Source organism: Paenibacillus amylolyticus (assembly GCF_051136285.1).
Taxonomy (GTDB): Bacteria; Bacillota; Bacilli; order Paenibacillales; family Paenibacillaceae; genus Paenibacillus; species Paenibacillus amylolyticus_F.
Map to the genome: position 1 here is coordinate 3,673,715 of NZ_CP194938.1, position 21,210 is coordinate 3,694,924.

Below are 21,210 nucleotides of genomic sequence, written 5' to 3' on the forward strand. Positions count from 1 at the left end.
AATCCACTCATAGAGTATTAGTTTGTATTTTTCGGTTAAAACAAGTTTTTGATCCCATCAAACAGATCAACGAAGAAGTCTTTGATCGCACGGAAGAAGAGACGGAACCATCCACCTTTTTCAGCCTCTTCGGCTGTAATCAGATTTACCGTTTTTTCCTGTGGTTCCATTCCCTCTGCTTTATATGTGTAAGTTACCGTGCCCACCTTGGTGCCCGCTTTAATCGGTGCAACCAGTTTGTCCACTTCGGTTACACTTGCTTTGAATGTTACATTCAGGTTTTGAGTGCCTTTAGGTACAACAAAACTCACCGCATTATCCGTCACGACAGGGACTGTTGTCTCTTTCCCTTTTTTCAGAGGTACCGTTTCCCAGCCTTTGACTTTTGTTTTGCCTGCAACAGCTTGTTTCACTTCAAAATGATCAAAACCATAGTCTAGCACCTTTTTGGTTTCTCTAAAACGTGCGGATTCTGAATTTGTACCCATCACCACGCTAATCAAACGCATGCCGTTACGCTCAGCTGTACCCGTAAAGTTATTACCTGCATTGCTCGTATGGCCTGTTTTCATGCCATCCAGACCTTCATAGGCGTAGCTTTTGAAGTTGGTTATATTTTTATTCGCTTCCAGCATCCAGTTATAGTTGATAATTGGTGCTTTGTCGTTCGGACGGAATTTGTAGGATTGAATCGTTGTAAAATCTTTGTAGTCCGGGTGATCTCTAACGATATATCTGCACAAAATAGCAGCATCCAAAGCAGACATCACCGTTTCCTTGTCTTCCGCTGGGCGGAATTCAGCTGGCATGTCCGCACGATCCAGACCCGTAGAGTTAATGAAGTGGGTATCTTTCATGCCCATTCTCTTCGCTTCTTCATTCATCATTTTCACAAATTCTGCTTCAGAACCGGCAACATACTCAGCTAATGCCACGGTAGCGTCATTTGCAGATCCAACAGCCATGGCGATGTACAGGTCTTTTACCGTGTGTTTATCACCTTCGGCCAAAAATATGCGTGACCCGATGCTCTTGGCTGCATTTTTACTAACTTCAACTACGGTATCCCAGCCAAACTTACCCTGTTTAACTTGTTCAGCAACAATATACTCTGTCATCATCTTGGTCATACTTGCTGGCGGCATCGCCTTATCCGCATCCATCGACAGTAACACCTGGCCTGTGGAAGCTTCCATCAGGACTGCTGATCTCACATCAAGTCCAAGTGAGTCAACTGAGGGAATGCTAGCAGCCTTTGCTGGCGTTTTAGTTGTTGTCGCGGCCGCGGTTAAGACCTGACCCGAGTCCTTCGCTGCTGCCATCACAGGCATCACTGCGGACATGCACAGCATGTTAAGGAGCATAACCGAGGCTACGCTCTTTTTGAGGATATGACGTTTCTTCTTATTCATGCGTTTGGCTTTCAATGATGAATACTCCCTTCGATCTGAAGCTTCTGAATGATGCCTCAGTGCTGCTCAAGCAGCGATTTTCATAGTCCCTGTCAATGTGTCAATGGATGTGTGGTGGTCTGACTATATGCGCTGTATCGAAATGAGCAAGTTCTTTGCTCTAACGTCCACAATTGTCACTTCGCTCGCATCTTGCCAAATGCTTATGTAAAGGGCATTGGCTTCTCTTCTAACGGGATAAGCCAAATCTAGCTCACCTTAAATCAATACAATAAATCATTATGAATCATGTCAAAAAATCGCCGCAACGCCCAGATCCATCGTTGGACGGTCACCGCTTGTTCTATTCTATCACAGGGGTATCCGCAAAAAAAGACAAGCCGGGCGAAAAACGCCCGACTTGCCTTGGAAATCATTCACTCTCTTCGGATTACAACGAGTAGTTAGGTGCTTCTTTGGTAATCTGCACGTCATGCGGGTGGCTCTCGCGAAGACCAGCGCCTGTAATACGGATAAAGCTTGTATCATTCCGTAATTGATCCAGATTGCTCGTTCCGCAATATCCCATACCTGAACGCAGACCACCGATCAACTGATGAATTGTATCAGACAAAGGACCTTTGTAAGCTACACGACCCTCAATACCTTCAGGCACCAGTTTTTTGTCATCATCTTGGAAGTAACGATCTTTACTGCCTTGTTTCATTGCACTCATGGAACCCATACCACGGTACACTTTGAAACGACGGCCTTGATAAATCTCAGATTCACCTGGGCTCTCTTCCGTACCTGCGAACAAACTTCCCAACATGACTGCATGAGCGCCTGCTGCAATAGCCTTGGTGATCTCACCAGAGTATTTAATTCCACCATCAGCGATAATTGGTACACCGTACTCACGCGCTACAGTAGCACAGTCATATACGGCTGTAACTTGTGGAACACCAATTCCTGCAATAACACGAGTTGTACAAATGGAACCTGGGCCAATTCCCACTTTCACGACGGAAGCACCTGCTTCAATCAGATCACGAGTTGCTTCACCAGTCGCTACATTACCTGCAACAATTGTCAGATCAGGGAAACGTTCACGAAGCTGACGAACCGCATCAATAATGTTGATATGGTGTCCATGTGCAGAGTCTACGGTAATTAAATCCACCCCAGCCTGTACTAGAGCATCCGCACGCTCAAATGTATCTTTGGATATACCGATCGCAGCTCCAACCAGAAGACGACCATGTGCATCTTTAGCAGCTTTAGGGAACTGAATTGCTTTCTCAATATCTTTAATGGTGATGAGTCCTTTTAATGTGTTGGATTCATCTACCAATGGAAGTTTTTCAATCTTATGTTTCTGCAAGATACCCTCTGCCTCTTGCAGAGTTGTACCGACAGGAGCTGTAACCAGATTCTCACGAGTCATGACTTCACTGATCTTAATACCGTAATCATGAATAAAACGCAAGTCACGATTCGTCAGGATACCCACGAGCTTCTGATCACCTTCAACAATAGGCACACCAGAAATCCGGTACTTCGCCATAACTTCTTCAGCATCAGACACCAGATGGTCAGCCGTCAATGAGAATGGATTTGTAATAACTCCGCTCTCCGAACGTTTAACGCGATCCACTTCTTCAGCTTGTTGTTCAACCGACATATTTTTATGAATAATACCAATACCACCTTCACGTGCAATGGCAATCGCCAGTGTCGCTTCCGTAACAGTATCCATCCCCGCACTAATCAAAGGAATGTTCAGTCTGACATTATCGCTCAAACGTACAGATACGTCTACTTCTTTTGGCAGTGTCTCGGATTTCCGCGGCACTAGCAATACATCGTCAAAGGTGAAGCCTTCTTTACCAAATTTATCTTCCCACACGCAAGTGTTCCTCCTTATGTTTGCTCAGCTTTACGGACCAAAACCCGAAGATTCCAGGCAGTATTGTATGCCGAAAATACGTTTTCTGAAAATATATTATTGTCCATCTTAGCAAAGCAATATTTAGAATGTCAAGGGAAACTCCTTGGAACTATCAGGTGTATTCCCTCTTGTACACAACTGTATTCCTTGGGTGGACACACTCTGAGAATATAACAAAAATGCGCCCTTTCGATCCAATCGGTACGCATGCTTTCATTGTCTTTATAGTTTAAGTATTCCTTGAATGAAGACTTTTATGTTCGTCATTAAGCTAATCAACAAAATAAAAACCACCACCGAATTACATCGGCAGTGGTTCTTTGCTTGGCGGCGTCCTACTCTCCCAGGACCCTGCGGTCCAAGTACCATCGGCGCTAGAGGGCTTAACGGTCGTGTTCGGGATGGGTACGTGTGGAACCCCTCCGCCATCGCCACCAAACGCGATTGGTCGAAGCATAGCTTCTTCCATTCATCAGAGTGTTGTTCTCTGAAAACTAGATTCGAAACGAAACTTACGCAAACTCAAACGTGCTATTGGATAAGCCCTCGACCGATTAGTACTGGTCAGCTCCATGCATTGCTGCACTTCCACCCCCAGCCTATCTACCTCGTCGTCTTCAAGGGGTCTTACATACTGGGAAATCTCATCTTGAGGGGGGCTTCACGCTTAGATGCTTTCAGCGCTTATCCCGTCCGTACATAGCTACCCAGCGGTGCTCCTGGCGGAACAACTGGTACACCAGCGGTACGTCCATCCCGGTCCTCTCGTACTAAGGACAGCTCCTCTCAAATTTCCTACGCCCACGACAGATAGGGACCGAACTGTCTCACGACGTTCTGAACCCAGCTCGCGTACCGCTTTAATGGGCGAACAGCCCAACCCTTGGGACCTACTTCAGCCCCAGGATGCGATGAGCCGACATCGAGGTGCCAAACCTCCCCGTCGATGTGGACTCTTGGGGGAGATAAGCCTGTTATCCCCAGGGTAGCTTTTATCCGTTGAGCGATGGCCCTTCCATGCGGTACCACCGGATCACTAAGCCCGACTTTCGTCCCTGCTCGACTTGTAGGTCTCGCAGTCAAGCTCCCTTATGCCTTTGCACTCTTCGAATGATTTCCAACCATTCTGAGGGAACCTTTGGGCGCCTCCGTTACTCTTTAGGAGGCGACCGCCCCAGTCAAACTGCCCACCTGACACTGTCCCCGTACCCGATGAGGGCACCAGGTTAGAACCTAGATACGATCAGGGTGGTATCCCAACGGTGCCTCCACACAAGCTGGCGCTCATGCTTCTAAGGCTCCCACCTATCCTGTACAGATCGTACCCAAATTCAATATCAAGCTGCAGTAAAGCTCCATGGGGTCTTTCCGTCTTGTCGCGGGTAACCTGCATCTTCACAGGTATTAAAATTTCACCGGATCTCTCGTTGAGACAGCGCCCAAGTCGTTACGCCATTCGTGCGGGTCAGAATTTACCTGACAAGGAATTTCGCTACCTTAGGACCGTTATAGTTACGGCCGCCGTTTACTGGGGCTTCGGTTCACAGCTTCGGATTACTCCTAACCACTCCCCTTAACCTTCCAGCACCGGGCAGGCGTCAGCCCGTATACTTCGCCTTACGGCTTCGCACAGACCTGTGTTTTTGCTAAACAGTCGCTTGGGCCTTTTCACTGCGGCCCCCTCGTGCTATTCACACTACCGGGGCACCCCTTCTCCCGAAGTTACGGGGTCATTTTGCCGAGTTCCTTAACGAGAGTTCTTCCGCGCGCCTTAGAATTCTCTTCTCGCCTACCTGTGTCGGTTTGCGGTACGGGCACCTTCATCTGGCTAGAGGCTTTTCTTGGCAGTGTGAGATCATGACCTTCGCTACTGTAATTTTCGCTCCCCATCACAGCTCAGCCTTACGATGTGCGGATTTGCCTACACATCAGCCTTACTGCTTAGACGGACATCCATCAGTCCGCGTCACTACCCTACTGCGTCCCCCCATCGCTCGTAACGATTTACGGTGGTACAGGAATTTCGACCTGTTGTCCTTCGACTACGCCTTTCGGCCTCGCCTTAGGTCCCGACTTACCCTGAGCGGACGAGCCTTCCTCAGGAACCCTTAGGCTTTCGGCGGATCAGATTCTCACTGATCTTTTCGTTACTCATACCGGCATTCTCACTTGTATAATGTCCAGCGCTCCTTACGGTACACCTTCAACCCTTATACAACGCTCCCCTACCCCTGGATCGACTTCACTCCAGCTTCGAAGTCCTGTGTTTATCCCCTGAGAAACATTTGGTCTTCCAAGATTACAAGCCTTGTCTGACAAAAATGTCCTTGTGGTAAACACCGCCTCAAAGAAGCAGTGAAGTCGATCCAAGCCATAGCTTCGGTGGTGTGTTTAGCCCCGTTACATTTTCGGCGCAGAGTCACTCGACCAGTGAGCTATTACGCACTCTTTCAATGGTGGCTGCTTCTAAGCCAACATCCTGGTTGTCTGTGCAACTCCACATCCTTTCCCACTTAACACACACTTGGGGACCTTAGCTGATGGTCTGGGCTGTTTCCCTTTTGACAATGGATCTTAGCACTCACTGTCTGACTCCCGGAAGTAAGTCTATGGCATTCGGAGTTTGACTGAGCTTGGTAACCCTTGCGGGCCCCGCACCCAATCAGTGCTCTACCTCCACGACTCTGTTTTCCGAGGCTAGCCCTAAAGCTATTTCGGGGAGAACCAGCTATCTCCGAGTTCGATTGGAATTTCTCCGCTACCCCCACCTCATCCCCGCATTTTTCAACATGCGTGGGTTCGGGCCTCCAGTGCGTGTTACCGCACCTTCACCCTGGACAGGGGTAGATCACCCGGTTTCGGGTCTACGTCCACGTACTATGGCGCCCTATTCAGACTCGCTTTCGCTGCGGCTCCGGCTCTTCACCTTAACCTTGCACGGGAACGTAACTCGCCGGTTCATTCTACAAAAGGCACGCCATCACCCCTAAAACGGGCTCTGACTTTTTGTAAGCACACGGTTTCAGGTTCTATTTCACTCCCCTTCCGGGGTGCTTTTCACCTTTCCCTCACGGTACTGCTTCACTATCGGTCGCTAGGAAGTATTTAGCCTTGGCAGATGGTCCTGCCGGATTCATACGGGGTTTCACGTGCCCCGCACTACTCGGGATCCGTCTCGGAGGGAACAGACTTTCAACTACAGGGCTTTTACCTTCTTTGGCGGGCCTTTCCAGACCTCTTCGCTTAACCGGTTCCTTTGTAACTCCATGTGAGACGTCCCACAACCCCAAAGAGCAAGCTCCTTGGTTTGGGCTTCTCCGCGTTCGCTCGCCGCTACTGACGGAATCACTATTGTTTTCTCTTCCTCAAGGTACTTAGATGTTTCAGTTCCCTTGGTATGCCTCTGCACAACCTATGTATTCAGTTGTGAGTAACTGGATATTACCCCAGCTGGGTTTCCCCATTCGGACATCCCCGGATCAAAGCTTGCTTACAGCTCCCCGAGGCAGTTTCGTTGTTCGCCACGTCCTTCATCGGCTCCTAGCGCCTAGGCATCCTCCGTGTGCTCTTAGTAGCTTAACCATTGCGCTCGTGTTCGAGCTGTCGCTCCGCTTGGTTTGCTTGCGCAAAGCCAAAAGTCGCTCCATTTCGATCACTCGCTCCAGCAATCTACCTTATAAACACTTCACTTGTTTACACAAGTTCAGCTAAAAAGGAATGTTCTAATTCGCGTTTGTTTCGTTTCGATATCTAGTTTTCAAAGAACAAATCGTTTCATTCGGGCCGTTCACAAAAAGTGTCGGTCGAATAAACGAGAAGTGTTGAGAGTTTGAGCTCTCAAAACTGAGCAACGAGTGAGTTGAAAGCTTTACGAAGTAAAGCTCGCTTCGGAAGCATACTTCCTGAAGACTTTTTGAATGTTTCCACGCGGGAAACGATTCTCCATAGAAAGGAGGTGATCCAGCCGCACCTTCCGATACGGCTACCTTGTTACGACTTCACCCCAATCATCTATCCCACCTTCGGCGGCTAGCTCCTTGCGGTTACCCCACCGACTTCGGGTGTTATAAACTCTCGTGGTGTGACGGGCGGTGTGTACAAGACCCGGGAACGTATTCACCGCGGCATGCTGATCCGCGATTACTAGCAATTCCGACTTCATGCAGGCGAGTTGCAGCCTGCAATCCGAACTGAGACCGGCTTTGCTGGGATTGGCTCCATCTCGCGATTTCGCTGCCCGTTGTACCGGCCATTGTAGTACGTGTGTAGCCCAGGTCATAAGGGGCATGATGATTTGACGTCATCCCCACCTTCCTCCGGTTTGTCACCGGCAGTCTATCTAGAGTGCCCACCCGAAGTGCTGGCAACTAAATATAAGGGTTGCGCTCGTTGCGGGACTTAACCCAACATCTCACGACACGAGCTGACGACAACCATGCACCACCTGTCTCAACTTTCCCCGAAGGGCACCTGATGCATCTCTGCTTCGTTAGTTGGATGTCAAGACCTGGTAAGGTTCTTCGCGTTGCTTCGAATTAAACCACATACTCCACTGCTTGTGCGGGTCCCCGTCAATTCCTTTGAGTTTCAGTCTTGCGACCGTACTCCCCAGGCGGAGTGCTTAATGTGTTAACTTCGGCACCAAGGGTATCGAAACCCCTAACACCTAGCACTCATCGTTTACGGCGTGGACTACCAGGGTATCTAATCCTGTTTGCTCCCCACGCTTTCGCGCCTCAGCGTCAGTTACAGCCCAGAGAGTCGCCTTCGCCACTGGTGTTCCTCCACATATCTACGCATTTCACCGCTACACGTGGAATTCCACTCTCCTCTTCTGCACTCAAGTCACACAGTTTCCAGTGCGATCCGGGGTTGAGCCCCGGGATTAAACACCAGACTTACATGACCGCCTGCGCGCGCTTTACGCCCAATAATTCCGGACAACGCTTGCCCCCTACGTATTACCGCGGCTGCTGGCACGTAGTTAGCCGGGGCTTTCTTCTCAGGTACCGTCACCTTGAGAGCAGTTACTCTCCCAAGCGTTCTTCCCTGGCAACAGAGCTTTACGATCCGAAAACCTTCATCACTCACGCGGCATTGCTCCGTCAGGCTTTCGCCCATTGCGGAAGATTCCCTACTGCTGCCTCCCGTAGGAGTCTGGGCCGTGTCTCAGTCCCAGTGTGGCCGATCACCCTCTCAGGTCGGCTACGCATCGTCGCCTTGGTGAGCCGTTACCTCACCAACTAGCTAATGCGCCGCAGGCCCATCCCCAAGTGACAGATTGCTCCGTCTTTCCAGTTTCCTTCAGGCGAAGAAAACAAGTATTCGGTATTAGCTACCGTTTCCGGTAGTTGTCCCAAGCTTGAGGGCAGGTTGCCTACGTGTTACTCACCCGTCCGCCGCTAACCGTCAGAGAAGCAAGCTTCTCTTCAAGTCCGCTCGACTTGCATGTATTAGGCATGCCGCCAGCGTTCGTCCTGAGCCAGGATCAAACTCTCCAATGAAGATGAATTTGGTCAGCGTCGTTAAACGCTGTCAAACTCATCGGGGTATTGAAAAGAGCGATAAGCTCATTTTGAATCTGACGAGATTAAAAATCTCATTTGTGCTCCAGTCGATCCAAGCCAAGGCTTGGATCGAACTTTCGCATTCATTCTGCAAGCAGAATGTTTACTCACTCGTTGTTCAGTTTTCAAAGATCAAACTTGTTTAGCCACTGTCACTCATTTGTTCCAGTAACTCTTATATCATATCATGTCCTAACCAACTTTGCAAGCTCTTTTTTCAAGTTTCTTTCGAAGCCTGTTTTCATTTGCTTGCCTCACCATGTGAACCATGTTTTCTTGGCCGGAATTAGAATATACCATGTACAGAATAACAATGCAAGTGTTTTTTTATTTTTTCCAAACAGCCTAATTGTCGCTTTTAAGAACAATCAGAACTACACAAGCGCATAAAGAAAACCTCTTGCAAAGGCATTGAATGTTGATCATACATAATAAACCTCTCATAAATCCTATATTCCATTATCCTAAATTTTAACAGCGGCCTTTCTCGGCCATAAACTGTAGCTCATGCTAATCAGAAAATCGATACTCAGGACCATTCCCCATACTCGGATCAAACCCGTAAACACCTCTGTACGTACCGGATCACCAATCCACCTTATCATGATATACAAAAGTACACTCCCTATACTCCATGCCAAAAAATGCCTGAACCAGCCTATACGCTCACGCCTTGCATGCTCTCTCCCATATAGCTTGTTCTTCCTGGGATTCTCTCCACCTCTAAACCAGTACTGAAAGTAACGGTCAGCCCAAGCAATCATCTGATGTCCAAAAGCAATACTTACCCCAATATAGATAGCTGCAATGCCATGAACCATACTTGCTGTAGCTCCACGCTGGAGATCTATAACCGTGGCGACTAGCAACAGGACATCAACAATTGGCGTAGCTGCCAACAAGGCCAAACCCAGCCGCTTCATGCCCAGCATATATCTAACACTAAGTCCTGCCGCAACAAATACCCAGAATGCGATCTCACATGCAATAATAAAATAAGCGATCATAACCACACCTCCTCATTATAGCACAACTGTATTATAATTATTTTAACACATCTGTACTGTAATATTCAATGATGATATAATAAAATCATGCCTAAAATCGTAGATCATGATAAACAACGCGTGCTTGTGGCCGAGGCCGCTTGGCGTATTATCCGAAGAAACGGTATGGAACAAGCCTCTGTACGAAATATTGCAGAGGAGGCCGGCATCTCGGTCGGTTCCATGCGTCACTATTTTTCCACCCAATCGGAGCTGCTGTTATATGCAATGAATCTGGTCTCAGAACGGGTGACTTCCCGGATTCAAAGCATGTCTTTTGATGGGCCTCCAATGGAACATATGAAACAGTTACTACTTGAATTCCTGCCAAATACGGATGAGAAAATGGCCGAAATGGAGGTCTGGTTCGCTTTTACTGCCAAATCCAAAACTGATCCTGCACTCAAAAAGCTGGCTGACACTGTCTATAATGATATTAGGCGAGCGGTTGAATTTGTTATTACCTCACTGGTAGAGGCCAACATCTTCAGACCGGATCTAAATAAGGAACTTGAGATCGAAAGACTGTATGCTCTCGTTGATGGCTTGGCCATCCATGCGATACTTAGACCAGATCAGGTGAACGGCAATCTAATAGATGAAGCCCTCACATTACATCTGGCCTCTCTATGCCTATAGAACACTGCCCGGAGGTTGAACATCTCTATTGTTAATCAGGCGTAAGCATATTAAGTAATGGCACTAAGTGCGCACACAGCAGGATCCAGGGTCTGCCTCAGACAGATTGTCATAGTTCAACTCTATCCATGTAGCCCCCATCGCAAATAAAAAAACGCAGTACATTCAATGTCACCCCTATTTTTTTGTATAAGGGAGTACATACTGAATGCCTGCGTTTTTTGTTTTAACCAATAATAATCCGGCCTTCTGGATGGCGGTACAGTTTCTTCTCTTTACGTGGACGAAGTGCATATGCAATGGTCAGTGGTCCGATCCGACCAACAAACATGGTGAAGGTAATAATGATTTTGCCCCAATTGGTCATCTCATGGGTTACGCCCACCGACAGCCCCACCGTGCCAATAGCCGATGCTGCTTCGAACATGAGTGAAAGGAATGGCGCATCCTCTGTCGTCAGCAGAAGCATCACCACAATCATGAAGATAATCAAGGAGACCATAATGATAGTCAATGCCCTCATCAGCAACTCTTTTGGGACGCGCTGACGAAAAAAGACGATATCTTTGTTGCCACGGATCATGGCATAGACTGCCCCAATCATGATCAGAAACGTGGTTGTCTTGATCCCCCCGCCTGTCGAACCCGGAGAAGCACCGATGAACATCAGCAAAATAAAGAAAAACTGAGTTGCCTGCCGCATCTGCGTGATATCAATGGTACTGGTTCCGGAAGAACGTGTAGAGACAGACTGGAAGAACGATGCGTAGATTTTCTCGCTCCAAGTCAATGAACCCAGCGTATGACTATTTGTGAATTCAAAAATAAACAGCACCACTGCACCTATACCGATCAGCGCACCTGATACAGATAGCACCAGTTTGGACTGCAAAGATAAGCGGCGGCGTTTGCGATACTCAAACAGGTCATTCAGGACAACAAAGCCAAGCCCACCGGAGATCACCAGAATCGAAGCTGTGATGTTAAAAATCCAGTCTCCTGTATAATATTGAAAACTGTTGCCAAACAGATCAAATCCGCCGTTGTTAAACAAGGATACTGAATGGAAAACTCCATAGTATACTGCCTGCATAAAGGGCATCTCGGTTGCCCAGCGCAAAGCCAGAATAACTGCAGCCACCCCTTCAATGGTAAACGAGAAGATCAGAACCTTGCGGATAATCCGCACAATCCCCTCCATGCTATCTGCATTAATGGCTTCTTTCAGCAACAACCTGTCCTTAAGAGAGATACGTTTGCCCAGCACAAGTGCAAACAACGTAGCCATAGTCATAAAGCCAAGTCCGCCAAGCTGCATAAGGATCATGATGACAATCTGACCAAACAGATTGAAGGTTGTCCCTACGTCCACCACTACCAGCCCAGTCACGCATGCCGCAGATGTAGCTGTAAACAAAGCATCAATAAAGGCGAGATGTGTACCACTTTGATTGGAAAACGGCAGCATCAACAAAACTGTACCAATAGAGATAATCAGCAGGAACCCGCCAACCAATATTAACGGGGGAGATATGAACCTGGCGATGTGAAGCCTGAACTTCATGAAGGGCACCTCTTTTAACCAAAATAAAAATGTGAGCAACGGTGACCCGTTGTATGTCTTCTGAGTTGCTATGTAAACCCAAAGAGGAACTTGCCCAAGCTTGAATCAAGTGGCAGGTTCCTCTTCTATTATGAACGAATGATACGTTCCTTATTTACTCTTGTGTACGTGGACGCATGTGCGGGAAGAGCAGTACATCACGGATGGACGGGGAATTGGTAAGGAGCATGATCAGACGATCGATACCGATTCCCAGACCACCTGTTGGTGGCATACCATACTCAAGTGCACGGATGAAGTCGTCATCCATCTCATGAGCTTCGTCATTGCCATGCTCTTTCTCCAACATCTGTGCTTCAAAACGCTGACGCTGATCAATTGGATCATTCAGCTCGGTGAAAGCATTGGCATGTTCACGTCCAACGATAAACAATTCGAAACGATCCGTAAAGCGTGGATCTGCATCGCTTTTCTTCGCCAGCGGTGAAATTTCAAGCGGGTGTCCCATAATGAAGGTTGGTTGAATCAGTGTTTCTTCAACAAATTCTTCAAAGAAAGCGTTCAGAATATGACCAAATGTCATATGTGGTTCTACTTTTACATTATGCTCTTTGGCCAAGCTGTGCGCTTCCTCATTTGTCATGTGTACGGAGAAGTCTACACCGGCTACTTCCTTAACAGCATCCACCATCGTTACACGGCGCCATTGCGGCGTAAGATCTACTTCATGATCTCCATATTGAATCACTTGTGTACCAAGTACTTCCTGTGCGATGTGAGCTACCAGGTTTTCAGTCAATGCCATGATATCCTTGTAATCTGCATACGCTTCATACAGTTCAATCATCGTAAATTCCGGATTGTGACGTGTAGACATACCTTCGTTCCGATATACACGACCGATCTCATATACTTTTTCTAAACCGCCGACAATCAGACGTTTCAAGTGAAGTTCGATCGCAATCCGCATGTACAATTCCATATCGAGCGCGTTGTGATGTGTAATGAACGGACGTGCCGCTGCACCACCTGCGATGGTATGCAAAGTCGGTGTCTCCACTTCCAGATAACCATGGGAGTCCAGGTAACGACGCATGGATTGAATGATTTTCGAACGGGTAATGAAGGTTTGCTGCACTTCAGGGTTCGTGATCAGGTCTACATAACGCTGACGATAACGCAGTTCAACGTCGGTCAGACCGTGATATTTATCCGGAAGTGGGTAGAGTGATTTCGATAACACTTCCAAGTCTTTTACTTTAACGGAAGTCTCACCTGTTTTGGTTTTGAAAACAACGCCGGATACCCCAACGATATCCCCAAGATCAAGCAGACTAAATGCCGTAAACTTGTCCTCTGGCACGCTATCTTGACGAACATAGATCTGGATTCGGCCGCTCAGGTCCTGAATATGTGCAAAGCTTGCTTTACCCATGCCCCGCTTCGCCATAATCCGTCCGGCAATACTGACTTCGATGTGCTTCTCTTCCAGCTCTTCCTTGGTCAGTTCTTCATACTTCTTCAGAATGGAGCCGGCCTCTTCGGTACGTACGTATTTTTGGCCAAAAGGGTCGATTCCCAATTTGCGGAGCTCGTCCAATTTGTCGCGGCGAATCTGTAACAGCTCGCTAAGTTCGGTTTCCTGATTCAAGACTTCATCCGTCATGATCTGTATTCATCTCCTTATTTACATTGCAGCCCGTGATTACACGCTTGTCCGTAATGTTGAAAAAAGCTTCCCTAAGGAAGCTTTTGTCTACCGTACCTGACTGCTTCGTTACTACAGCTTTTTAATATCTACAATTTTATATTGAATTACGCCAGCAGGCACACTTACATCAACCACTGTACCTTTTTTCTTGCCCAAAATGGCTTTACCTACAGGACTTTCATTGGAAATCTTGTTCTGAAGCGGATTAGATTCCGCAGTACCTACAATCGTATATTCCGTGATATCGCCGAATTCCAAATCCTCTACAGTTACGGTTGCACCCACACTTACGGAATCGGTATCGATTTCATCGCTGTTGATAATTCGCGCATTACGCAACAACTTCTCCAATGTAATGATACGTCCCTCAATGAAAGCTTGCTCATTCTTCGCATCTTCATATTCGGAGTTCTCACTGATATCACCATATCCAATGGCTACTTTGATCCGTTCAGCCACTTCACGGCGCTTCACTGATTTCAGTGTTTCCAGTTCTTCTTCCAGCTTCTTGAGTCCTTCTGGTGTAAGGATAACTTCCTTGTCGCTCATCTCAACCGATTCTCCTGTCATGGGAATAATTTGATTGTACGGCAACGGAATCAGTGCTGATGACAGAACTCCGCCCGCATACATCTTCAAAACTATATGAAGTTCTCCAGAGAAATAGAATATTCCTCCTGATGCTCTATATTTATCAAACGCACATGGCGAATTTATACTGAGAAATTATAGGGGAACGATCTCGAAAAGTCAATGTTACACTCCATGAGGCTGTAAACGTTTTAAAACTCTTCTCCTCTTAAGAAGCGTTTCCAGTGATTACTGGTTCAGATTCCAGATTGCCTTCGGCTTTCAACTGATCCACAAAGCTCTCTAGAATGCCCACCATTTCATCCCGCTTGGTTCCTTCCATAATAACGTCCTTAATTCGCGCCGAACCTTTCAATCCCTTCAGATACCAAGCCAGATGTTTACGCATTTCCCGTACAGCAACCGTTTCATTCTTAAGTGCAATCAGACGATCCATATGCAGAACAGCTACACGAATCTTCTCTTCTGCATTCGGGTCAGGAGGGAGCTGGCCTGAGCTCAGATACTGAATCGTGCGATACAGCATCCATGGGTTGCCCAGTGCAGCACGCCCAATCATCACACCGTCACAGCCGGTTTCATCCAGCATACGGCGGGCATCCTCTGGGGAAGATACATCACCGTTACCGATGACAGGAATAGAGACGGCCTCTTTGACATTTTTGATATGTGACCAATCTGCAGTACCGGTATAGAGTTGTTCTCTTGTCCGACCGTGTACACTGACAGCACTTCCGCCAGCACGTTCCACTGCAAGAGCATTTTCAACCACATAGATGTGTTCGTTATCCCAGCCGATCCGCATTTTAACGGTAACGGGTTTCTCAACAGCTTCTACAACGGCCGATACCATCTCGTAGATTTTGTTCGGATCCAGAAGCCAGCGCGCACCTGCATCACACTTGGTTACCTTGGGTACAGGGCATCCCATGTTAATGTCGATGATATCTGCATTGGTTTCCTTATCCACGATTCTGGCTGCCTCAACAAGCGATTCCCGATCGCCTCCCCAGATTTGAAGACTGAGCGGCTTCTCGCGTTCATCCACAAACAACATCTCGCGCGTCCGCTGGTTGCCATGCACAATGGCTTTGCCACTCACCATCTCCGCGCAGACAAGACCTGTACCAAACTCTTTAGCAATCAGGCGGAAAGCCGGATTACATACGCCAGCCATCGGCGCAAGGACAACCTGATTCTTCATTTCAATATTGCCAATCTTAAGCATGCTTGTTGTTTCACCTCTTTATCCATTTGAAGTCCGAACTGTTTTCACAATCCTTGACGGTTCAATTTTATTTAGTGTGCTCATTGTTATTTAATCATTGCTGTTTGTACGTTGTTGTTCATTGCTAATCGTTACTTACCCTGTAACTCCTCAATGCTAATCGCCAGCACACCCGCAATCTTGCCAAGTTCCTGTGGTGTCACCTTGCGATTTCCTCGCTCAATCGTTCCCAGAATGGCTAGAGATATGCCAGTTCCGGCTGCAAGCTCATGCTGCGTTAATCCTTTCAACTTCCGGAATGCCCGGATTCGATTGGCCAATTGCATGTTTTCCAACGCTGTATTCCATCCTTTCCATCCAGTACAGACAACGATGCGTGTACAAAGGTATGCAAGCCTGATGCTTCACTCTGCGGAACAATATCCGACAGCGGCACCAGTACAAAAGCCCGCTCTCCCATACGGGGATGCGGCAGTTGAAGCAGTTCAGTATCTCGCGTCTCATCCTGCATCCAGAGCAAGTCCAGATCTACCGTACGCGGACCCCAGCGTATATCCCGAACCCGTCCAAGCCGGTTCTCCACACTCAGCAATTCAGCGAGCAGCTGCTCCGGTGTCAGACTTGTGTGAACTGCAGCGGCCATATTCAAAAACGCAGGCTGATCAACATACCCTACCGGCTCCGTCTCATACAGCGCAGAACAGCGTAGCACAGATATATGAGGATGTGCATCCAGAAGCGTTAACGCTTCTATTAATGTCTGCTCCCGGTCACCCAAATTAGCCCCTAAAGCAATATAAGCCTCTGAGGATTCAGAGGTCGAATGTGCAATCATGATCGGTTCTCACTTTCTTGAGCGGCGAAGCTCTACGGTTACGCCTCCAAAATGAATATCAAATGGTGGATGCGGCTTCGTCACCTTGACTGTCAATGCATTGATAATAGTATAAGTGTCTATTAAAGAAGATGCAATATGTTCACCCAACGCTTCAATTAACTGGAATGATTTATTTTCGACGATCTGCTTCACCAGTTCATGAATCTCTGCATAATTAATCGTTTTGGTCAGATCATCATTACGTCCGGCCTCACCCAAATCCATATCAATCTCCAAATCGATGTAATAACGTTGCCCGAGCTTCCGCTCTTCTGCAAATACACCGTGATAACCGTAATACTCCATGCGGTGCAAAACCATTCTGTCCATCCATTTCGCCTGCCTTCTATTCAAATATCAATGTAAGTCGAGAGCTGATTGCTTGTATGACTTCCCTGACTTTCTATTATATCAAAACGCTTCGCTCCAACATGGATGGGCCACAAAGCCCCCCATTATGATCTTCTCCGCAAGCCTGGAGAACGATACAACATGGCATCACACATGTCTGCCGTCCGCCGGATCGGCTTCACATCATGGACCCGTACCAATTGGCAGCCTTGGGCAATGCCAAATGCCACCGTTGCTGCTGTGCCTTCCAGCGCATCGTCCGCACCAACATCCAGCGTATGCTGAATAAATCGTTTGCGGGATGTTGCGAGCAGCACCGGATAACCCAGTTCACCAAGCAGCCCCAGAGAAGACATCAGCTGCAGATTCTCTGAGATATCCTTTACAAACCCGATGCCCGGATCCAGTATAATCTGATGCTCCTGCACACCTGCTGCAAGCGCGTGCTGAATGCTGTCCTGCACATCACGCACAACATCATTCAGATAATCGCTGTAGTCCCTTGCCTGCCGATTATGCATCAGAATGATGGGACAGCCCAGATCAGCTGCAGTCCGCGCCATCTCCGGATCAGCCTTGGCTCCCCATACATCGTTGATGATGTGAGCCCCAGCCTGAATCGCCTGACGAGCCACATCCGCCTTGTAGGTATCCACCGAGATCGGGATATGCGGTGCCTCTGCGTGCAAAGCCTCAATGACCGGAATAATCCGGTGAAGCTCTTCGTCCGCACTGACAACATCTGAACCTGGACGGGTGGATTCTCCGCCGATATCAATCAGATCAGCACCGTCTTCCACCATCTGTTTGGCATGAGCTACAGCCCGCTCCACACTATTGTATCGACCGCCGTCCGAGAATGAATCTGGCGTGACGTTCAGAATGCCCATAATTTGTGTTCGGGTTCCCAACGTAATTGAGGCTGGCCCCCATTCATATTTCCGTTCATAGATGACTGGTGTAAGTGTCATGAAGTATACCCCGCTTTCTCCCGGTAAATACGCAGCAACGCTGAGGTAACCGGGCCAATATGTCCGCGACTGACCGAAGTCTCCGTGCCGTCCAGATCCCGTAAGGTTGTCACTGGAACGATCTCGGCAACCGATCCTGTCAGAAATATTTCATCCGCTTGCTGAAGATCCTCCCAAGGTGACTGCACTTCCCTGCAAGTGATACCTTGCTCCGCAGCAAGCTCCATCACCACCGCCCTGGTGATACCCGGCAGAATACCGGTGGACAGCGAAGGGGTGAAGAGGACTCGTTCTCGTACCCAAAACACATTACTAACAATGCCCTCCGCAATATAACCGTCCCTCGTAAGCTGCAATCCCTCTGCTCCCAGTACTCGCTGATCATGTTGACCGCAACCGTTTAATTCACGTTTCGCCAATATACTGTTCATGTAATGGAGTGACTTGAACCGGACTTGGCTCTCCGGCGTATTACGCAGTGTAGACAGGCGTTGGAGCACTTTACCCCTCTCATACAGAGTCGGAGATGGTTCAGATAATGCTTTTGCCAGTACAATATGGGTGGGATCTGTATAATCCCCCGAAGGTAATCCGAGCGGCGCTTCACCAGCAGATACCGTGTAACGCACGTAAGCATCCTCAAGCCCATTTGCCTGCATCAGACCGGTTATCCAATCTGTCACTTCTGCTGCTGTTATGGTAAAAGGAATACCCAGCTCTTCACAGCCTGAAGCCATGCGCTCCAGATGCCGTTCCAGAAGATAAGGTATGCCACGGTAAGTTCGAAAGGTCTCGAACAGCCCCAGCCCGTACAAAAAGCCGTGATCCGTTACAGGAACCACGGCTGCCGCCAGTTGAACCAGTTGTCCGTTAATCGCGGCATATTGCATGTTACACGTTCGCCTTTTGCTGTGACAAGAAGTTACGAAGCATATGATGGCCATGATCTGTAATGATGGATTCGGGATGGAACTGCACACCTTCAATCGCATATGTTTTGTGACGCAGACCCATAATCTCTCCCTCAGCTGTCTCCGCCGTAATCTCCAGGCAATCCGGCAGACTGCTTCGTTCCACAATCAATGAATGATAACGGGTAGCTGTGAACGGAGAGGGCAAACCAGCAAATACCGATGTACCTTGATGATGCATCTCCGATGTTTTACCATGCATCATACGATCTGCCCGAATGACATTGCCTCCAAACGCCTGCCCAATTGCCTGATGTCCAAGACACACACCAAAGATGGGAATACTGCCTTTAAACTTTTCAATGACTGCCAGGCTGATCCCCGCTTCATTCGGTGTGCATGGGCCTGGAGAGATCAGAATATGATTCGGTGCCAGCGCTTCAATACCTGCCAGATCGATCTCGTCATTGCGCCTTACTTCCACCGTCTCCCCCAATTCACCCAGATATTGAACCAGGTTGTAGGTAAAGGAATCGTAATTATCGATAACCAGAATCATATGTCTGCTCCTCCTCATCTTCCACCGCAGACTGCGGCAGATGCCATGTTTATTTTAAATTAACTGCTTCGTTCCGTTCAAAAGGTTCCTGCTCTCGTTGAGATTGCTCCTGCTTAGGTTGTTTATCAACATCAGCATCAGCTCGTTCACTGTAGTTCACAGCCCTCATCATTGCCCGGGCCTTATTGTGACACTCCTTGTACTCACGATATGGATCGGAGTCAATAACGATGCCTGCACCAGCCTGAACATAGCCAGTCCCATCTTGGATCGCAAGTGTACGAATGACAATATTCAGCTCCATGTTACCACTGTAATCTATCCACCCAATTGATCCTGTGTATGGCCCTCTCCGCACCGGTTCAAGCTCTTCAATAATCTCCATGGTGCGAACTTTGGGAGCACCCGTTATCGTTCCGCCCGGGAAAGTCGCGGCAATGACATCAAATACAGTTAATCCTTCGGCCAATCTGCCCTCCACCTGTGAAACCAGATGCATGACATGTGAATATTTTTCGATCGTCATTAATTCAGGCACATGAACCGATCCGTACGCAGCAATCCGTCCAATATCATTGCGCTCCAGATCAACCAGCATAATGTGCTCGGCTCGCTCCTTCTCACTACCAAGCAGTTCTTCTGCCATTGCCTGATCCTCTGCCTCATCATGCCCTCTTCTTCTTGTCCCGGCGATGGGACGCGCGCTGACTCTGCCATTCTCCACTTTCACAAGCAATTCCGGTGATCCACTGACCAGTTGAAATTCGGGACTGCGGAGCATTCCCATATAAGGTGACGGGTTCACTATTCGCAGCCATTCGTAGATATGCTCACTGCTGGATTGAAGCTTTTTTTCATGTCTTAGTGACAGATTAACCTGGAATACATCACCTTGCCGGATATATTCCTGTACCTTGCGCACAGCTTGTTCAAAATCCTCTTGCGGGAAAGATGTCTTCCATCCCTCTGTTTCCCGCTCAGACTCTTCTCTGCGCAGTGCAAGATGAACCTGCCTGTGACGGAGTTCCAGCGCTTGCTGCTGCTCCTCTGCCTGGGCAAAACCCATAATATGAAGCCATCGTTGCTGCATTGCAACCGCACGTGCCTCTGCTGCAGCATAGAAACTGCGTAGACCGGCCTGATCCTGCGGCTTAGAGTTCACTTCTGCATGTACCATACAGAAAAGAGCCTGCTGCTCGTGGTCATATGCCCATATTTCCTCAAATCGCATCCACCAGTAGTCCGGTAAAGCTGGATTGTCTTCAGCCATTGTTGGCAATTTCTCCAGTGATCTGGCCACATCATAGCTCAGGTATCCCGCACACCCACCTGCAAAATCAGGTGCTCCGTCAACCTTGGGTGCACGGTAAGGTGCCGTCCATCTTTTTAACACATCCAGTGGCTTGCCCTGATCTTTCCTTGTTGTCCCTTGAAACAAATCATGGATGGTTGCTTCCAGCCCTTTGCCGGAAACGATGGACACCGGATTTAAGCCGAGGAATGTATACCTTCCGCCTTTGCCATTCTCCAGTACGATTGCATTAGGAGATGCATGCTGCCATGCAGCTTCCCACGTCAACGGTAAACCGCCATGATACGGCCCCTCATCCAACTTCATTATATAGGGTAGCATTCTCCAGCCCTGTCCAGCCCACGCTTCCCAGTCGGCATATGTTGTCATCAGGTGTGTCATTGCGGCCCGCCGCCCTTTCCTGTGTCACTATATAACTTATATAGTTCTTATTGTTTGATAGTATACTAAAGCGCCGTTGCTTTTAAAAGCATTACGCAAAAAATCCTTCCCACCCGTCAGGGCAGGAAGGATAAATATGAACTGGTTCAGGAGCATCAAG

At 48.1% G+C, this 21,210-nt stretch carries 15 protein-coding genes and 3 rRNA genes; 1 reads left to right on the plus strand and 17 read right to left on the minus strand.

Features of this window, described 5'->3' with window-relative positions:
* Nucleotides 1-35: 35 nt before the first annotated feature.
* The 6 genes from ACR8BL_RS16225 to ACR8BL_RS16250 form a co-directional block, all read right to left on the minus strand.
* Complete coding sequence (locus ACR8BL_RS16225; RefSeq protein WP_434748580.1) at nt 36-1,412, minus strand: D-alanyl-D-alanine carboxypeptidase family protein; 1,377 nt, start codon at nt 1,410-1,412, stop codon at nt 36-38.
* A gap of 430 nt (nt 1,413-1,842) precedes the next feature.
* Nucleotides 1,843-3,300 carry an IMP dehydrogenase gene (guaB, locus tag ACR8BL_RS16230; RefSeq protein WP_434748581.1) on the minus strand — a complete coding sequence of 486 codons (1,458 nt, stop codon included), beginning with the start codon at nt 3,298-3,300 and terminating at the stop codon, nt 1,843-1,845.
* A gap of 364 nt (nt 3,301-3,664) precedes the next feature.
* Nucleotides 3,665-3,781, minus strand: a 5S ribosomal RNA gene (gene rrf, locus ACR8BL_RS16235).
* 95 nt (nt 3,782-3,876) lie between these two features.
* Nucleotides 3,877-6,924: ribosomal RNA gene (locus ACR8BL_RS16240) — 23S ribosomal RNA — on the minus strand.
* Between the two features lie 366 nt (nt 6,925-7,290).
* Nucleotides 7,291-8,846: ribosomal RNA gene (locus tag ACR8BL_RS16245) — 16S ribosomal RNA — on the minus strand.
* The 16S, 23S and 5S rRNA genes sit together here, the layout of an rRNA operon.
* Nucleotides 8,847-9,373: 527 nt before the next feature.
* Nucleotides 9,374-9,916 carry a hypothetical protein gene (locus ACR8BL_RS16250; RefSeq protein WP_434748582.1) on the minus strand — a complete coding sequence of 181 codons (543 nt, stop codon included), beginning with the start codon at nt 9,914-9,916 and terminating at the stop codon, nt 9,374-9,376.
* 87 nt (nt 9,917-10,003) lie between these two features.
* Here ACR8BL_RS16250 and ACR8BL_RS16255 point away from each other — a divergent pair, with 87 nt between their 5' ends.
* On the plus strand, nt 10,004-10,594 hold the full coding sequence (locus ACR8BL_RS16255; RefSeq protein ID WP_434748583.1) for a TetR/AcrR family transcriptional regulator: 591 nt from the start codon (nt 10,004-10,006) through the stop codon (nt 10,592-10,594).
* A 226-nt stretch (nt 10,595-10,820) separates the two neighbouring features.
* Here the strand turns inward: ACR8BL_RS16255 and ACR8BL_RS16260 are convergent, their stop codons facing one another.
* The 11 genes from ACR8BL_RS16260 to ACR8BL_RS16310 all read right to left on the minus strand — a co-directional run bounded on the left by ACR8BL_RS16260 (nt 10,821) and on the right by ACR8BL_RS16310 (nt 21,050).
* Nucleotides 10,821-12,158, minus strand: a complete 1,338-nt coding sequence (locus ACR8BL_RS16260; RefSeq protein ID WP_434748584.1) for a TrkH family potassium uptake protein — start codon at nt 12,156-12,158, stop codon at nt 10,821-10,823.
* 154 nt (nt 12,159-12,312) lie between these two features.
* Nucleotides 12,313-13,824: a lysine--tRNA ligase gene (gene lysS / locus ACR8BL_RS16265; RefSeq protein WP_434748585.1), complete on the minus strand. Its 1,512-nt coding sequence runs from the start codon at nt 13,822-13,824 to the stop codon at nt 12,313-12,315.
* Between the two features lie 114 nt (nt 13,825-13,938).
* Nucleotides 13,939-14,418: a transcription elongation factor GreA gene (greA, locus tag ACR8BL_RS16270; RefSeq protein ID WP_090924651.1), complete on the minus strand. Its 480-nt coding sequence runs from the start codon at nt 14,416-14,418 to the stop codon at nt 13,939-13,941.
* A 250-nt stretch (nt 14,419-14,668) separates the two neighbouring features.
* Complete coding sequence (gene dusB / locus ACR8BL_RS16275) at nt 14,669-15,688, minus strand: tRNA dihydrouridine synthase DusB (RefSeq protein WP_434748586.1); 1,020 nt, start codon at nt 15,686-15,688, stop codon at nt 14,669-14,671.
* Between the two features lie 131 nt (nt 15,689-15,819).
* Nucleotides 15,820-16,014 (minus strand): helix-turn-helix domain-containing protein, encoded by a 195-nt coding sequence (locus ACR8BL_RS16280; protein WP_434748587.1) that lies wholly within the window; start codon nt 16,012-16,014, stop codon nt 15,820-15,822.
* Nucleotides 15,975-16,523, minus strand: coding sequence for a 2-amino-4-hydroxy-6-hydroxymethyldihydropteridine diphosphokinase (folK, locus tag ACR8BL_RS16285; protein WP_434748588.1), 549 nt, complete (start codon nt 16,521-16,523; stop codon nt 15,975-15,977). Before folK ends, ACR8BL_RS16280 begins: the two co-directional genes overlap by 40 nt.
* Nucleotides 16,524-16,532: 9 nt before the next feature.
* A complete protein-coding gene (gene folB, locus ACR8BL_RS16290; protein WP_434748589.1) occupies nt 16,533-16,895 on the minus strand; it encodes a dihydroneopterin aldolase in 363 nt (120 codons plus the stop codon).
* 125 nt (nt 16,896-17,020) lie between these two features.
* Nucleotides 17,021-17,887 carry a dihydropteroate synthase gene (gene folP / locus ACR8BL_RS16295; RefSeq protein WP_434748590.1) on the minus strand — a complete coding sequence of 289 codons (867 nt, stop codon included), beginning with the start codon at nt 17,885-17,887 and terminating at the stop codon, nt 17,021-17,023.
* A complete protein-coding gene (locus ACR8BL_RS16300) occupies nt 17,884-18,777 on the minus strand; it encodes an aminotransferase class IV (RefSeq protein WP_434748591.1) in 894 nt (297 codons plus the stop codon). The genes folP and ACR8BL_RS16300 overlap by 4 nt, the downstream gene beginning before the upstream one ends.
* Nucleotide 18,778: 1 nt before the next feature.
* Complete coding sequence (gene pabA, locus ACR8BL_RS16305; RefSeq protein WP_434748592.1) at nt 18,779-19,357, minus strand: aminodeoxychorismate/anthranilate synthase component II; 579 nt, start codon at nt 19,355-19,357, stop codon at nt 18,779-18,781.
* Between the two features lie 49 nt (nt 19,358-19,406).
* A complete protein-coding gene (locus tag ACR8BL_RS16310) occupies nt 19,407-21,050 on the minus strand; it encodes an anthranilate synthase component I family protein (protein ID WP_434748593.1) in 1,644 nt (547 codons plus the stop codon).
* Nucleotides 21,051-21,210: the final 160 nt, after the last annotated feature.

What these genes read in the sequence shown, in the direction of transcription:
- greA (WP_090924651.1), bottom strand. Translation starts at nt 14,418, where the DNA reads ATGAGCGACAAGGAAGTTATCCTTACACCAGAAGGACTCAAGAAGCTG.
- lysS (WP_434748585.1), bottom strand. Translation starts at nt 13,824, where the DNA reads ATGACGGATGAAGTCTTGAATCAGGAAACCGAACTTAGCGAGCTGTTA.
- ACR8BL_RS16250 (WP_434748582.1), bottom strand. Translation starts at nt 9,916, where the DNA reads ATGATCGCTTATTTTATTATTGCATGTGAGATCGCATTCTGGGTATTT.
- folP (WP_434748590.1), bottom strand. Translation starts at nt 17,887, where the DNA reads ATGACACTTACACCAGTCATCTATGAACGGAAATATGAATGGGGGCCA.
- ACR8BL_RS16255 (WP_434748583.1), top strand. Translation starts at nt 10,004, where the DNA reads ATGCCTAAAATCGTAGATCATGATAAACAACGCGTGCTTGTGGCCGAG.
- pabA (WP_434748592.1), bottom strand. Translation starts at nt 19,357, where the DNA reads ATGATTCTGGTTATCGATAATTACGATTCCTTTACCTACAACCTGGTT.
- ACR8BL_RS16225 (WP_434748580.1), bottom strand. Translation starts at nt 1,412, where the DNA reads ATGAATAAGAAGAAACGTCATATCCTCAAAAAGAGCGTAGCCTCGGTT.
- folK (WP_434748588.1), bottom strand. Translation starts at nt 16,523, where the DNA reads ATGATTGCACATTCGACCTCTGAATCCTCAGAGGCTTATATTGCTTTA.
- ACR8BL_RS16310 (WP_434748593.1), bottom strand. Translation starts at nt 21,050, where the DNA reads ATGACACACCTGATGACAACATATGCCGACTGGGAAGCGTGGGCTGGA.
- ACR8BL_RS16280 (WP_434748587.1), bottom strand. Translation starts at nt 16,014, where the DNA reads ATGCAATTGGCCAATCGAATCCGGGCATTCCGGAAGTTGAAAGGATTA.
- ACR8BL_RS16300 (WP_434748591.1), bottom strand. Translation starts at nt 18,777, where the DNA reads ATGCAATATGCCGCGATTAACGGACAACTGGTTCAACTGGCGGCAGCC.
- folB (WP_434748589.1), bottom strand. Translation starts at nt 16,895, where the DNA reads ATGGACAGAATGGTTTTGCACCGCATGGAGTATTACGGTTATCACGGT.
- dusB (WP_434748586.1), bottom strand. Translation starts at nt 15,688, where the DNA reads ATGCTTAAGATTGGCAATATTGAAATGAAGAATCAGGTTGTCCTTGCG.
- ACR8BL_RS16260 (WP_434748584.1), bottom strand. Translation starts at nt 12,158, where the DNA reads ATGAAGTTCAGGCTTCACATCGCCAGGTTCATATCTCCCCCGTTAATA.